This window comes from Pedobacter sp. AC379 (assembly GCF_979258145.1).
Map to the genome: position 1 here is coordinate 2,501,657 of NZ_OZ409839.1, position 13,902 is coordinate 2,515,558.

Below are 13,902 nucleotides of genomic sequence, written 5' to 3' on the forward strand. Positions count from 1 at the left end.
CTTACTGGCGGGCGTGATGAGGAAGTAAATGTTTCTGAAAATTTAGCTTGTAATGCCGCTGAAAGACAGATAAAGAGATAAATTAAAATAAAAAATCCATGGAAAAATCGGGTAACAACTTGGTGCCACAACAGGTGGTGGGTACACAGATGGATGTGGTAGAGGAGCTAAAACTGAGTAGTTTAAGCCAGGCACAGGAATTTTTTTCCCTTGCCGCTAAAAAGCTATTGGCTGTTAATGAATGGGGAAGGATTTCGGGTTTGTCTGACTTTAAAATATATGATTCTGATGGCAACCAATTATCGCGGCCTGCTCAGAAAGGAGATTTTATCTGCATTGATATACCAGGACCAGGATCCATAGCTGGTGGTGGATTTGATTGGGTGCGTGTGGAAGAAATAAATATAGAAAATGATGGCGATTGTGAAATGATCGCAATGTGTGTGCGGCCCTGTTCAAACCCTTTTAGCAAAGGTCAGCAGGTTGCTCACTTTCTAAAAGATCAGGCTACATCTACTTTCATCATCCGGCGCGATAGAATAACAGTTTGGGCAGAAGAACACGGTAGAAATGAGGTAGCCAATACAAATGAAGGAAACTTACTCGATAGGGGTAGGAATCTTATTGTCGGGTTGGGTGCTAAATTAGGTCTGTCATACCCGCAATGGAAAATGTTGGTAAAAGGCCTGCTTGATGGAAAGCCTTAAATAGTTGTATTTTGCTAATTTTTCTGCTAAAAGTGGAGAATAAGCTGATATTTTTTGTAGTTTTGAACATTTTTTAACCTTAATTTATTGTAATAACTATTTTCTGCAACATTTCTAACCTCAAGTTTTTATCTGTCAAATTCTCAAGGATTCTGCGTTTAGTAGTTTAAATTATACAATATTTCGGGTTACAAGGATTAAAAATTGTCGGGAACTCGTCAAAATTAAATTATTGTATGTGGGTTTATTGGCCAGAAAGATGACATATGTCAATAAAATAACTATTTACCTAGTTCTTAGCCTTCAAAAAAACGATGTGGCACAAAAGTTGAAAAAGCATATGCTTTAATCAACTATCTCTTACGAACCTATGTTTAACAATTCTGAATTCGACAGTTTCAAAAAAGATATCTTAAAGCGCCTAAGGCCTGCCCTTAAACCTTTGGATATTAAGAATGACTTTCTGGAAGTATCAACAAGCTACCTGGGGGTAGCGTATGAAGTCCGCATTATGGGCGGACGTGACTTAAATGGCAATTATTTTTGGGAAGTGGTTAGGGTAATCAATAGAAGTATTATCCCATCCAATCTTGACTATAGCATTTCTAAAGTAAATAATGGCTAATTGCGCTTAGCCCAAATTCACTAACACTATTATTTAAGATAAATTGCATCACTTTCATAGTGTAAAAGCGTGAATTATAAGGTACACAGTAAACACTGCATGGGATGTTTATCAATAAAGAACCAAAAGTATAGCCAATTATAGTAAGCTTAATGACTATAAAGGGCTATTTGACACTGCCTGTTGTAGTGCTACTTTTGTATTCTTCATAAATCACGGGACGATTTTTTTTCTACACCACCTTTCGGATGAGAGGTGGTGTTTTAAATGATTTACCTAAGTTATAGATTTATATTACTTAAACCAATAGCCACTTTATAATACAGCTTATTATTTATTCACATTAAATGTTAGTAAGGTAGGTTGTGTTTCATTGGGATGTTAATTCTTACCCTTGTTCCTCTGTAATTTTCGATAATTAAACCTGCTTTTAGCCTTTTGGCTCTTATCCTGATATTTTCCATGCCTACTCCTGCAGATTTATGCTCAGCCGGATCGAAACCTATGCCGTTATCTTTTATAGAAAATATAAGCTGATCTTTTTCAACCTCGATCAGAAGTTTTACCTCTGTAGCTTTGGAGTGTTTAAGCACATTATGACCAATTTCTTTAGCAATGAGATAACAATCGCGTCTACTCTGACTTTCCAATTCAACAGCCGGAATAATTTCGGGAAGTTCGGAGCTGAACACAATATCAGTATGTTCGAAAATTTTTCTAACCTGCTCATCAATGAAATAGATCAAGCTTTCCAGATGGTCGCTTTCAGCATTCGAGCTCCAGATAATTTCTCTGATTCGCACCGTTATTTCACTTATCATGCCTTCCAGGTTTTTAAGTTCGGTAACCTCAGGCATTATCCGGGCTATATGTTCGGCGTATAACTTTATTGCAGTAAGTCCCGATCCGATATCATCATGTATTTCTCCACTGATTCTGTCACGTTCTGCCTTGATCAGTAAAGCCTGGTTTTTATACTTTCTTTTAAATTTTACTGAAGTTCTATAATATTTAAGCAGAATGAACAATGTGAACAGAATGAGAACGGCTAATAAAATGTGTAAAAAATCAAAAGGTTTTTGATGAAAATTGAGCTGCATATTTTTTGGTCTTTATTAGATGGATGTGCCTATTTGTTCATTATGGTAACTTTTTGTATTATTTATACTACTAAATTTACCCATTTTTGCGTTAATGTGTATTACTATTTCGCCCTTTATATGTATTTGCCATAGGTTAAATAAGTACAAATCATACGTTGTAACTATGTGATATCAAAGGGCATAGATAAAACTTTTCTTTTTTATAGGTTTGTACCGTTCAGTAAAATGAATAAAAAGGTTGTCTCCCTTCTTAATAAATTTCTTAAGCCACACTAGCATCAACATGTTTTAGAGTGGTTTACCGAAAAAACTGTGAAGATAAAATAAAAAAGGGGTAAGGCATATAACAATATTACCTAAAAATAACGCATTATTATGATTTCGGTGTCAATTATTGAGGATCACAGTCTTTACAGGAACATTTTGGCAAGTTCCATCCTCGAAAACAAGTCTTTTGAATTAAAAGGTGTTTATTCCTCGGCGGAAGAAGCATTAGAAAAATTGCCGAACGAATCTCCGGATATCGCTATAGTAGATATCAAGTTGTCCAACATGTCGGGTATTGATCTTGTGATGCAGAGTAAAGAAGGCTTAAATAAAACACTTTTTTTAATGTGCACGGGTTTCCAGAATGATGAAAAGATTTTCAGTGCTTTACAGGCTGGAGCATCCGGATACATCATTAAAGGTTCTACATCGACAGAAATTCACGATGCACTGATTGAGCTTTATAACGGAGGTTCGCCAATGAGCCCTTACATTGCCAGAAAAGTGATTAGCCTTATCCAGGGAAGCAAGCCTACAAAGCAAAAACTTGATTTAGGCTTAAGCGAACGTGAGCTTGAAGTTTTATCACTTTTAAGTAAAGGTTTATTATATAAAGAAATTTCAGAAATGCTTTTTATAAGTCCGAATACTGTGAAAAATCATTGTAAAAACATCTATAAAAGGCTTCATGTACAAAATAAGATAGAAGCACTGAATAAATTTAAAGATTACAGTTATAACTAAAACATTATTAACCATTGTATGCGTATTCCCTAGTACGCTTGTTTCAACATAACCAAAAAACCAAGCCATTCTAATATTCGTATGGACTAGACTGGCGATTTTATAGTTCCGATTTCGTTTAACGCATTATATGTAAGCAGAATGAAATTATATGAAAACCTTTAAAAGTACACCCTGTTGTTGTGTTGTTGTCAATCCCTATTATTGTGAGGTCATCCTTATTGATCTAATCGATTTTAATTAGCCTTAATAGGCAGTAACCAATTTTAAAGTTTATTTTCCATATGATTAAATTAGCGTATAGCACTCCAATTTCCAGACTTGATAAGATTAAGGTTGGTGATGAAATTACTGATGAATATCAGTCTACAGGTAGGGTTACTCAGATAACCAAAAATATTAAAGATAAGTTTACCGAATTTATATTTCTGTTAGACAGCAGACAAACCATTTTTATTCTCTGTACTTCGGGTTGACTGTAATATAGCATCCATTGTTACAGCAATATTAATTTATTGGTACAAAACATTCGTTTATATTCATTGAGTGGAGAAAATTGCTATATTGTAGCCAAATCCGATCGTCATGAAGAAACGTTATTTTGCTAAAGTAGGTGTTGCTGTTACTTTTATTATTGCTATTACGTTTTCAAATTGTAAAAAGGCCATTTTGGCCGCCCCGGAAAATGTTGTTCCTCCAGAAACTGTTGGAGTAACCCCTCCATTAAGTGCCGAACCTTTTAAAGCTTTCCTTGGCGTAAATGCCTTCGAGTGGGATTATACCACAGATGCAAACCACGGGCAAGTGGATGAAGCGAGGTTTCAGATTATTAAATCCTTTTCAGGAATAAGGCACTATTTAGATTGGCAGCGGATAGAAAATAAGGATGGATCGTTTACTTACAGCCCATCACACTATGGGGATTGGGATTATGATCAGATTTATCAACGCATGAAGGATGCTGGTAAAGATGTTCTTATAGATTTAAAGGGCTGTCCGGATTGGCTTTTAGCCACTTATCCTGTTGGTAAGCGTGATGCTGAAAACGTTCCTGCGCCTTATGGTTTAAACCGGTCTGAACCTGCTAGCTATATTAAACAGGCACGTGTGGGTTTTCAGCTTGCAGCCCGTTATGGTTCGAACAAAAATGTTGATAAAAGTTTACTTCTGGCCGATCCAACGGTAAGATGGAGAGATGATCCACAAAATGTGCCAAAAGCTGGTTTGGGGCTTATCACTTATATTGAATGCGATAATGAGCGCGATAAATGGTGGAAAGGGCCGCTTGCACAGCAATCTGCAGAAGAATATGCAGCCAATCTTTCTGCTTTTTACGATGGCCATAAAGGCACGCTTGGTAAAGGAATAGGTGTAAAAAATGCCGATCCGAATATGATTGTTGTAATGGGCGGTATTGCTGATCCAGACCCTGAGTTTGTGCGCAAAATGGTGCAATGGTGTAAAACTAACAGGGGAACCAGGGCTAACGGGCAGATAGATTTATGCTTTGATGTTATTAATTACCATCAATATGCCAATGATGCTTTTAAAAATAACGGAAATGCTACAGTAGGTTTGGCACCCGAACTTTCAGATTTAGGTAGGGTAGCATCGCTTTTTAAAGAGTTTGCAAAATCAGTAAACGGCGGCATCCCGGTATGGGTAACCGAAACTGGTTATGATGTTGGCGAACATACGCCACAAAGAGCAATAAAAATTGGCAGCAAAAGTTCGATGGTTAGCCAGGCAGATTGGAACATGCGTACTGCACTTTTATATGCAAGATCAGGCATTTCCAAATGTATGTTTTACATGCTCGATAATGTTGATGTGAACAGCTGGACGCAATATAGTTCATCGGGCTTTATCAATCCAGATTTCTCACGCAGGCCTTCTGCCGATTATGTACTCCAGGCGAATAAATTGATAGGTGAATATCATTATTCATCAACAATTAGTAAAGATCCATTGGTTGATGTATACATGCTTAACGGCAAAAAAACTTTTGTACTAACCATACCTGATCAGGTAGGTAGAACGAAAACTTATGATCTTGATCTTGGATCGAGTAAAGAAGCCATTGTTTATAGTTTCGCTATCGGTAAAGATCAAATGGATGCTAAAACAGTAGCAACCAAAAATGGCACTGTACAGATTTTAGTAACAGAAACCCCGATTTTTGTACAGGCAAAATAAATAGAGATTTAAATAGATTTTTTAAATGGATGATAGCGATAAACTATCGTCCATTTTTTTTTAAACTGCTTCCTTCAAGGTTTCTACTTTTCAAGTACATTCATTTAATATTATAATTCTTTTCCGCTTTGCTTACTGGAGTTGCTACATCTGCTAACTTTTCGGTTACGGTAGCCCTGCCATCCGCTTTAACCAGATGAAAAATCGGGATGCTCGCTCCAGTCCTTTAGGTTTGTTTGATTAATACCGTACGATTATCTGAGCTTAGATTTAACAAAGTTTGAGTTTTTGCTTGTTAGTCTGAGCGGAGCCGAAGACTTAAGTATTTCGTTAGAAAAGCCTTTTTCACATCAAATTACCTAACCCAAGTACTGATCCTGATTAATCATTTTTTCAACTACAACAGGTTATCTCAGCAAAATATCTAACTAGCCAGTATTGAGTATTCTTACAGTGTTTATTGCCGGTTTTTTTATTGATACTTAAGGGCTATTGAGCGCAGGGGATGTAACCAATAGCTTTGTAAGAGCTAAGGCTTAGGATCTAAACACGATTTGGCGTGTGGATTTAACTTTGAATGAGCCTTAATTTATATGAATATAAATACGATTAATAATGATTTCTGAGGGACAGAAACAATCACTTTATATCTTTCAAGATTGGAAGAACAATAAAGGAAATTTTAAGTCCCGTATGATCATGCTCTTCTACAGAATATCTTCAATAATATATCGGTACAAAATTTTACGGTTTATTTTTTTCTGGTATTTACTGCTTTACAAGTTTGCTATCGGCTGGTTAATGAATGTTGGTATCAATTCAAGTGCTATTATTGGTAAGGGCCTTAAAATTCAATATGGCTTCGGAACGGTGATTGGCAGCAATACCATAATCGGTGAAAACTGTAACATCAGGCAGCTTACCAACATCAGTTCGAAAATAAAAGAAAATGGAAGCTACAGTAAAGCACCCAGAATTGGTAATAATGTGGATATAGGAATTAATGTGGTAATACTTGGTGATGTAAAAATAGGCAACAATGTAATAATAGGTGCCGGCTCGGTAATTACCAAAGATGTTGAAGATAATAGCGTAATGGTAGGTAATACCGCCACTGTGTTAAAGAAGAAATATATTATTTCAGTTGAAAATACATAATGATACCATCCCTATTTAATACTCCTTATTTATCCATAAAATTTTGATGAAAAATATTGCTTTAGTGCTTTTAGTACCTCATATAGGGGGATTAGCCCTATCGGGCTATTGATTTAGGCTGGTGGATATATGACCTTTACGTCGATCTATGAAACCTATAAATCCTGCTAATTATACTGAAGAATATTAACGTCAGCAATAGAAAAAACTCAATGAAAAATCTTATTTTAAAGAACAACATCAAAAGCTTTACCAAGAAACAAATTCTTCTTGTAGATGGAGGATTAAACCTCGGAAAGTTATTGAACTTCATTTTGGCACCAGAATATAGGCTAACCATTAAAACCAGTGGTATTGACGCGCTGAGCTGGTTGGAAGAGGGTAACGACCCTGATCTGATCATTTCTAGTTTAAGAATGCCATATTTTGATGGGAACGCTTTTATTCAAAACCTTAAATGCAGCGGTTTCTACCGTAACACACCAATAATGGTACTTTCAGGAGAGGAAAACCTCGAAGAAAAAGTTAAAAGCATGGCTTTTAGAATCGATAGTTATATGGAAAAACCTTTCGATCCAACGATTTTGAAGACTCAGATCAGCAGGCTAATCGCATAATGAATACTCCGAACAAAGATAGTGCTGTGGCCAATGTACGGTCGGTGTATTTTGGTAAATTGTTGAGAGACACGATTTTTGAGAGCCTGGGCGGCTGCACAAAAGAACTTATTTTTATTGATGATTTTCAATCTTATATCCAACAGCAAACTTTTTTAAGTCTGCCGGATTTGGTAATGATTGAAGTGGATGAAAACCCCGATTGGTTTAATCAGGTTTCTTACATCAGGCAACATCCTATCCTCAGTCATTTAATTGTTGTACTAATCGGTACAACAGAAAATGCAGATTGGCGCAAAAAAGCACTACAGGTTAGGGCCAACGATTATTACCTGCATCCATTTCCGCAGGATGATTTTATTGCCAGGATTGCTTTTTTGGTAAAATTCAAAGCCATAAAACCTAACGTACTCGAAATTTCTGCAGATATGCAAGAGCGCTATCAGATACCGCTAAGCAAGCGGGTTTTCGATATTGTTGCTTCGGGCATAGCACTACTATTATTAATGCCTTTGTTTATCATCATTGCGATTATGATCAGGCTCGAATCCAAAGGTGCTATTGTATATAAAAGCAAGAGGGTTGGCGCAGGATACAGGATTTTTGATTTTTATAAATTCAGATCCATGCGCAGTGATGCAGATCAGATGATTGGCCAGCTTGCCAACCTTAACCAATATGCCAACGAGGGCAATCCAAAGGGAAAATCAGCATTTGTTAAATTTTCTAACGATCCAAGGATTACTAAAATAGGGAAAATACTGAGAAAAACCAGTGTTGATGAACTTCCTCAATTGATTAATGTATTCATCGGAGACATGTCGTTAGTAGGAAACAGGCCTTTGCCACTTTACGAGGCCGAGCAGCTTACTACAAATAAATGGTCGACGAGATTTAACGGCCCTGCAGGGTTAACAGGCCTTTGGCAGATAAGCCGCCGGGGAAAAAAGGATATGTCTGAGAGTGAGCGTAAAGAACTGGATAACTATTACGCCAACCACTATTCTATTTTTCTCGATTTTAAAATTATTCTAAAAACATTACCCGCACTGATTCAAAAAGAAGATGTGTAACAAACGTTCTATAAAATTATACAATTTATTTCCATGAAAATTTCATTCTTACTTATTATAGCCTGTAGTATTATCGGCTTACAATCTCAAGCCCAGCAAGCAGTAATCGGTGCAGTTGATAACACTGAGCTTACAAAATACATCGAACTTGCGAAAAAGAATTATGCAAAGCGAAAAGTGCAACAGGCTACAACTGAAAGCCTTAAACAGGATATCAATGTAGCAAAAATGTCTTATTTGGATCTTTTTGGTGCATCTTACATTTACCGTCCGCAGGGCAAAACAGTTGTAGATCCGGTTAATCCTTATAATGTGAATGGTTTTCAACTTGGAATTAATTTCAACCTTGGAACATTTTTGCAAAAACCCTATAATGTAAAAAAGGCAAAGGCAAACTATATGATTGCCAAATACCAGGAACTCGATTTCGACAACGGATTAATTGTTGAAGTGAAGAAGAGATATTATGATCTTTTACTGCAAACCAGCCTGCTAAAGGTTTATACTCAAAGTGCTCAAGACAGTAAAGGTGTGGCTGAAAGTTCGAGATACAAATTTGAAAAAGGCCAGGTAACACTTGATGTATACAACCAAATGCGTATTGCACAAACAACTGCCATTTCGTTACAGGTGCAAGCCGAATCTGATTATTTGAAAGCAAAAGATTTACTGGAAGAGGTAATCGGACAGCCATTATCAGAGGTTAAATAAATAAAAAAATCGTAATGGATATCAAAATATTTTTAAAACTCATTAAGCGCTATAAATGGGTACTGATTTTATCTCCGCTGATTGTGGGGATAGTTGCGTACTTTTTAGTTAAGCGAATTCCGAAACAGTATTATTCCGAAACACAGATATCTACCGGATTACTAGATCCCTCTAAAAAAGCAATAAGCAGTCAGTCTGTAGATTTTTTTGCAATTAATCAGCAATTTTCTAACATTATTGAAAAATTTGGCATGAAAAGGATGTTAAGCATCCTTAGCTATAACCTGATGATTCATGATTTGAGCGATGCCAAACATGCTTTTAGAGATCACTCAAAGTATTTAAAACCGATCGATGCAGCTTCGAGGGCTAAAATTCTCAGCTTATTAAAAGTAAAACTGGCTACAAAATCGCTGCTTACTTTGCAGGATAATGATGGAGCATATGCAATTTATGACCTGGCTGAAAATATGGGCTATGGAGAAGATGCATTAAGAAACAAGCTTGAAATTGCTCATGCAGGCAACAGTGATCTTATTACAGTTGGCTTTACCTCTGAAGATCCCAATCTTTCGGCATTTGTAGTAAACAGCCTGAGCCAGGAATGTATCAATATTTACAGCTCTGATGTTTCTACCAACCAGAACAATGCAGCAGCCGTTTTGGATTCATTACTTAAGGTAAAAGAACTGGATATGAACAAGAAGAATTCTTCTTTATCATCATTCAAAAAAACAAAAGGGGTATTAAACTTAAATGAGCAATCGGCAACGGTTTACAATGAAATATCCAAATACGAAAGTCAGCGTGCAGAAATGCTTCGTACCATTGCATCCAATCAGGCCGCAATACGTACAATAATAAGCAAATTAAGAGGTGGAGATGCTTTTGTAAACGGAAGCAGTTCTAGCGATAATAAAGCTATTGTGAATTTAAAAAGGCAGTTGGAATTGGCAAATAATGCCTACATAGATGGCGGATTTAAAGTTTCTGGTCAAAGAAAGATCGATTCTTTAAACAGGTTACTTGCAGCCAGAAGCAATATGAATTCGGATGACGACGTTTTGGATCCGCGTACTTCGAAACAGGCACTGGTACAGCAGAAACTCGATTTGGAAATTAAGCTTCAACAAGCTAAAAGCAGTATGCAAACGGTTGATCATGAGTTATCTACCTTAAGAGGAAGATACGCCAGTATGGTGCCTTACGATGCTGATATTCAGAACTATCAACGCGATGCTGATTTAGCCACAAAAGAATATATGGCTGCGCTCGATCAATCTAATCAAAGTAAAACGAGCAAAAGTTTAGGGATGCACCTTAAAATTGAACAGGCAGGTTTGCCTGGTAAAGCATTGCGCTCTAAAAAGGTGTTATATGTAATAGGATCAGGCTTTGTTGGTTTTGGTTTATGCTTTGGTGTTTTGCTGCTCGTACTTGTGTTTGATCAGAAAATAAAAGATGTAGATAGGCTTAAACTTGCAACCGGATCTGAAGTGATCGGGAGTTTCAGTAAAATTACCACGGGCGAGCGCAATCCTAGTTTTATCTGGAATGATAACAGTGGCGTTACGCATGATAATTATAAAAATGAAATCAGATCACTGAGGTTTGAGTTGCTGAAAAAAATGGATCAGAACAAAGAACAGGTGCTCGGCATTTCAAGTTTGTTGCCTAAGGAAGGGAAAACTCAGCTGGCCTATAATCTGGCGTATTCTTTTGCAATGGTAGGCAGAAAAACCTTACTTATTGCTGAAGAACTACCACTTGAAAATACTGAGCAAAAAAAGATAGAATCGAGCCAAAGTTTCCAGAATTTTATCGTTAAACGTAAGCTGCAAACAGAAGATCTGATTACGGTAATGACAAAAAATGCTGTTAAAAAGTCGCTTTTAGAAACGCAAAGTCTTAAAAACCTGCGCAGTGCTTTTGAGGAGCTTAGAAAAGAGTTCGATAATATTGTGATCGATATCAGTAGCCTTCAAGATCTTAACCTAACAAAAGAATGGCTGCTGTTTGTAGATATGAGTGTAATGGTTTTCAGATCTGGCAACACCATTTCTGATGATCAACGGAAACATATTGAATACATTAAACAGCAGCAAGGTTTTGCCGGTTGGGTTTTTTATGATCATCCGATAAACTAATCTATAATATTTAATGCAAAGAAGCATATTTATAGTTCTTCTGGTTTATTGTTTCACTTTTGGAATACTTTCCCGTGAAATAACAGGGCTGCCTTTCGGAGTTTTTGTTGAGGGTTTTCTGGTGCTCACCATTATTGCAACCCTTGTTTGTAAGCCGGGCTTTGATGCCAAAAGTAGCAATAACGATCTTTTCTATTCGCTGCTGATATGGTTTGTGTTGAGTTTACTTGAAGCATTTAACCCTGAAGGGAGCTTATTGGGTTGGCTTGCAGAATTACGCAGTATAGCACTATATCCTTTTATAATGACCTGGCTAGGACTTGTTATTTTTAAAGAACGAAAAGACCTGAATCTTTTTTTAACCATTATTATTTCGCTTTCGGTATTGGCAACTTTAAATGGCATTAAGCAACTATTTATCGGTTTATCGCCAGGAGAAAATGCGTTTTTACAAGCAAATGCTGGTACTCACCTGCTTTGGGGAAGGTTACGGGTTTTTTCATTTTATACCGATGCAGGTCAGTTTGGGGCGTCGCAGGCTCATATAGGCTTAATCGCATTGATTTTATCTTTTGGTAAAATGAAATTATGGAAACGCCTGGCACTATTGGCCAGCTCGGCTTTTTGTATTTATGGCATGCTTATTTCGGGTACTCGCGGAGCACTTTTTGCGCTGTTGGTGGGTGGTGTAATGGCAATTGTACTGAGTAAAAACCTAAAGGCAATATTTCTTGGTTTCGCTACAGTAGTTGCATTGTTATGTATTTTAATGTTTACACACCTTGGTGATAATAATTATCAGATATACAGATTACGCACGGCACTAAATCCCGAAGATGCCTCTCTAAATGTTAGGCTGATCAATCAAAATAATTTAAAAAGTTATATGGAAAGCCGCCCTTTTGGTGGTGGACTAGGCAGTTTGGGCTATAACGGCATGTTATATAATGGTGGTACGTATCTTTCTACCTTCCCGCCAGATAGCTTATTTGTGAAAATATGGGCCATGTATGGGGTTGTAGGTCTTACGGTATGGTTCTCCATTATGATGTTTATTTTGGGGAAATGCTGTGGTATCACCTGGTCAATCCGTGATAAAGATTTACGGATCAAGCTCGTTGCACTAACCTCAGGCTTTGGCGGCGTACTGTTTTGCAGTTACGGAAACGAAGTGCTTAATACCATGCCCACTGCCATTGTGATCTACCTTTCGTGGGCTTTCATATATAATGCCCGCCAAATGGATAAACCGATTGACGAACCAAAAGAATTAAACAATTTAGCTGCTTAATATGCCATTCGAATTTTTTGTTTTACCCGGATTGATATGCTTTATCTATGCTTTTTATAAGGCATTGGGAAATGCTAAAAAAACACATACCCGCCATGATCACTAACCTCCTTAATCTTTTTTGGCTGCTTATCCAGGTTTTGATAGGCTACAACCTGGTACTTCCATTGTTAATGGTTGTACTCTCCGTTTTTGTGCGTAGCCGAATGAAAAAAACTTTGGTAAAGCAAACACCCGATTATGCAATTATTGTAACTGCTTACGAACAAATAGATTATTTGCAACAGGTTGTGAAATCTTTGCTTGATTTGAATTATAGTAATTACATGATTTATATCGTTGCAGATAATTGTTCGGCAGCTGTATTAACATTTAATTCAGACCGTGTTTTGGTTTTAAGGCCTCCACATACGCTTGCCAGTAACGTTAAATCTCATGATTATGCGATTAAAAACTTTACCAGAGCCCATGATATCATTACCATTATAGATAGTGATAATTTGGTGCATCCTGAATATATCAATGAACTGAACAACTATTTCGACCAGGGATTTGAAGCCATACAAGGGCTTAGGGCAGCTAAAAACTTAAACAGCACCTACGCTTGCCTGGATGCGGCCAGAGATTTATATTATCACTTTTACGATGGGGAGTTGCTTTTTAAGCTTGGCTCATCTGCAACCCTGGCAGGCTCGGGGATGGCATTTAAAGCTGATTTATACCGCCAGGCTATCGCAAAGCTAGATTTTCATGGTGCTGGATTTGATAAGGTGGTTCAGGCGGGCATTCTACTTTCGGGTAAAAGAATAGCTTTTGCCAAAAATGCAATTGTATACGATGAAAAAACCGTCAATTCTGCTCAACTAGTTAATCAACGCGCCAGGTGGATCAATACCTGGTTCCGTTTCTGCGGTTATGGCATAAGTATAATAGGCAAAGGAATAAAGAGGATGAATTTAAACCAGATGCTTTTTGGTATTATTCTGCTTAGGCCACCTTTGTTTATTTTTCTTATTCTATCGGTTTTTTTCCTGATGATCAATTTGTTAACAGGAAGTGTAGCTGCGGTTTACTGGATTGTTGCAATTTTTTGCTTCTTAATCAGCTTTTTAATTGCTTTGTTGAGACAGCCAACTGATGCCCGCATTTACAAATCGCTGGCAGGTATTCCAAAATTTATTTATTTTCAGGTAGTTTCCCTTATCTATGCCAGAACTGCAAATAAGCGATCAGTAGCAACCAAACACATCATTCAACCCTAAA

At 37.0% G+C, this 13,902-nt stretch carries 13 protein-coding genes; 12 read left to right on the plus strand and 1 reads right to left on the minus strand.

What is annotated here, in order from left to right; genetic code table 11:
• Positions 1 to 98: 98 nt before the first annotated feature.
• The gene (locus ACZZZW_RS11345; RefSeq protein ID WP_463493473.1) at positions 99 to 707 is read left to right on the plus strand and encodes a hypothetical protein; all 609 of its coding nucleotides are present in this window, start codon (positions 99 to 101) and stop codon (positions 705 to 707) included.
• A 370-nt stretch (positions 708 to 1,077) separates the two neighbouring features.
• Positions 1,078 to 1,332, plus strand: coding sequence for a hypothetical protein (locus ACZZZW_RS11350; protein ID WP_055903459.1), 255 nt, complete (start codon positions 1,078 to 1,080; stop codon positions 1,330 to 1,332).
• 350 nt (positions 1,333 to 1,682) lie between these two features.
• On the opposite strand, the gene ACZZZW_RS11355 is transcribed toward ACZZZW_RS11350, so the two are convergent.
• Positions 1,683 to 2,432: a sensor histidine kinase gene (locus ACZZZW_RS11355; protein WP_055903464.1), complete on the minus strand. Its 750-nt coding sequence runs from the start codon at positions 2,430 to 2,432 to the stop codon at positions 1,683 to 1,685.
• 378 nt (positions 2,433 to 2,810) lie between these two features.
• Here ACZZZW_RS11355 and ACZZZW_RS11360 point away from each other — a divergent pair, with 378 nt between their 5' ends.
• From ACZZZW_RS11360 to ACZZZW_RS11405, 10 genes are all read left to right on the plus strand, one after another.
• On the plus strand, positions 2,811 to 3,446 hold the full coding sequence (locus tag ACZZZW_RS11360) for a response regulator transcription factor (RefSeq protein WP_055903467.1): 636 nt from the start codon (positions 2,811 to 2,813) through the stop codon (positions 3,444 to 3,446).
• Between the two features lie 284 nt (positions 3,447 to 3,730).
• Positions 3,731 to 3,922, plus strand: coding sequence for a hypothetical protein (locus ACZZZW_RS11365; RefSeq protein ID WP_055903471.1), 192 nt, complete (start codon positions 3,731 to 3,733; stop codon positions 3,920 to 3,922).
• 109 nt (positions 3,923 to 4,031) lie between these two features.
• Positions 4,032 to 5,642 (plus strand): hypothetical protein, encoded by a 1,611-nt coding sequence (locus tag ACZZZW_RS11370; protein ID WP_463493476.1) that lies wholly within the window; start codon positions 4,032 to 4,034, stop codon positions 5,640 to 5,642.
• A gap of 801 nt (positions 5,643 to 6,443) precedes the next feature.
• Positions 6,444 to 6,800, plus strand: coding sequence for a serine O-acetyltransferase (locus ACZZZW_RS11375; RefSeq protein ID WP_463493478.1), 357 nt, complete (start codon positions 6,444 to 6,446; stop codon positions 6,798 to 6,800).
• A gap of 212 nt (positions 6,801 to 7,012) precedes the next feature.
• Positions 7,013 to 7,417, plus strand: a complete 405-nt coding sequence (locus ACZZZW_RS11380) for a response regulator (RefSeq protein ID WP_463493480.1) — start codon at positions 7,013 to 7,015, stop codon at positions 7,415 to 7,417.
• Positions 7,417 to 8,490, plus strand: coding sequence for a sugar transferase (locus ACZZZW_RS11385; protein WP_055903482.1), 1,074 nt, complete (start codon positions 7,417 to 7,419; stop codon positions 8,488 to 8,490). Before ACZZZW_RS11380 ends, ACZZZW_RS11385 begins: the two co-directional genes overlap by 1 nt.
• A 33-nt stretch (positions 8,491 to 8,523) precedes the next feature.
• Positions 8,524 to 9,201, plus strand: coding sequence for a TolC family protein (locus ACZZZW_RS11390; RefSeq protein ID WP_463493483.1), 678 nt, complete (start codon positions 8,524 to 8,526; stop codon positions 9,199 to 9,201).
• 14 nt (positions 9,202 to 9,215) lie between these two features.
• Positions 9,216 to 11,348, plus strand: coding sequence for an exopolysaccharide transport family protein (locus tag ACZZZW_RS11395; RefSeq protein ID WP_463493485.1), 2,133 nt, complete (start codon positions 9,216 to 9,218; stop codon positions 11,346 to 11,348).
• 13 nt (positions 11,349 to 11,361) lie between these two features.
• On the plus strand, positions 11,362 to 12,639 hold the full coding sequence (locus ACZZZW_RS11400) for an O-antigen ligase family protein (protein ID WP_463493487.1): 1,278 nt from the start codon (positions 11,362 to 11,364) through the stop codon (positions 12,637 to 12,639).
• A 95-nt stretch (positions 12,640 to 12,734) separates the two neighbouring features.
• Positions 12,735 to 13,901: a glycosyltransferase gene (locus ACZZZW_RS11405; protein WP_463493489.1), complete on the plus strand. Its 1,167-nt coding sequence runs from the start codon at positions 12,735 to 12,737 to the stop codon at positions 13,899 to 13,901.
• Position 13,902 lies beyond the last annotated feature (1 nt).

Excerpts from the sequence above, each read along its gene's own strand:
- ACZZZW_RS11345 (WP_463493473.1), top strand. The coding sequence starts at position 99 with ATGGAAAAATCGGGTAACAACTTGGTGCCACAACAGGTGGTGGGTACA.
- ACZZZW_RS11350 (WP_055903459.1), top strand. The coding sequence starts at position 1,078 with ATGTTTAACAATTCTGAATTCGACAGTTTCAAAAAAGATATCTTAAAG.
- ACZZZW_RS11355 (WP_055903464.1), bottom strand. The coding sequence starts at position 2,432 with ATGCAGCTCAATTTTCATCAAAAACCTTTTGATTTTTTACACATTTTA.
- ACZZZW_RS11360 (WP_055903467.1), top strand. The coding sequence starts at position 2,811 with ATGATTTCGGTGTCAATTATTGAGGATCACAGTCTTTACAGGAACATT.
- ACZZZW_RS11365 (WP_055903471.1), top strand. The coding sequence starts at position 3,731 with ATGATTAAATTAGCGTATAGCACTCCAATTTCCAGACTTGATAAGATT.
- ACZZZW_RS11370 (WP_463493476.1), top strand. The coding sequence starts at position 4,032 with ATGAAGAAACGTTATTTTGCTAAAGTAGGTGTTGCTGTTACTTTTATT.
- ACZZZW_RS11375 (WP_463493478.1), top strand. The coding sequence starts at position 6,444 with ATGAATGTTGGTATCAATTCAAGTGCTATTATTGGTAAGGGCCTTAAA.
- ACZZZW_RS11380 (WP_463493480.1), top strand. The coding sequence starts at position 7,013 with ATGAAAAATCTTATTTTAAAGAACAACATCAAAAGCTTTACCAAGAAA.
- ACZZZW_RS11385 (WP_055903482.1), top strand. The coding sequence starts at position 7,417 with ATGAATACTCCGAACAAAGATAGTGCTGTGGCCAATGTACGGTCGGTG.
- ACZZZW_RS11390 (WP_463493483.1), top strand. The coding sequence starts at position 8,524 with ATGAAAATTTCATTCTTACTTATTATAGCCTGTAGTATTATCGGCTTA.
- ACZZZW_RS11395 (WP_463493485.1), top strand. The coding sequence starts at position 9,216 with ATGGATATCAAAATATTTTTAAAACTCATTAAGCGCTATAAATGGGTA.
- ACZZZW_RS11400 (WP_463493487.1), top strand. The coding sequence starts at position 11,362 with ATGCAAAGAAGCATATTTATAGTTCTTCTGGTTTATTGTTTCACTTTT.
- ACZZZW_RS11405 (WP_463493489.1), top strand. The coding sequence starts at position 12,735 with ATGATCACTAACCTCCTTAATCTTTTTTGGCTGCTTATCCAGGTTTTG.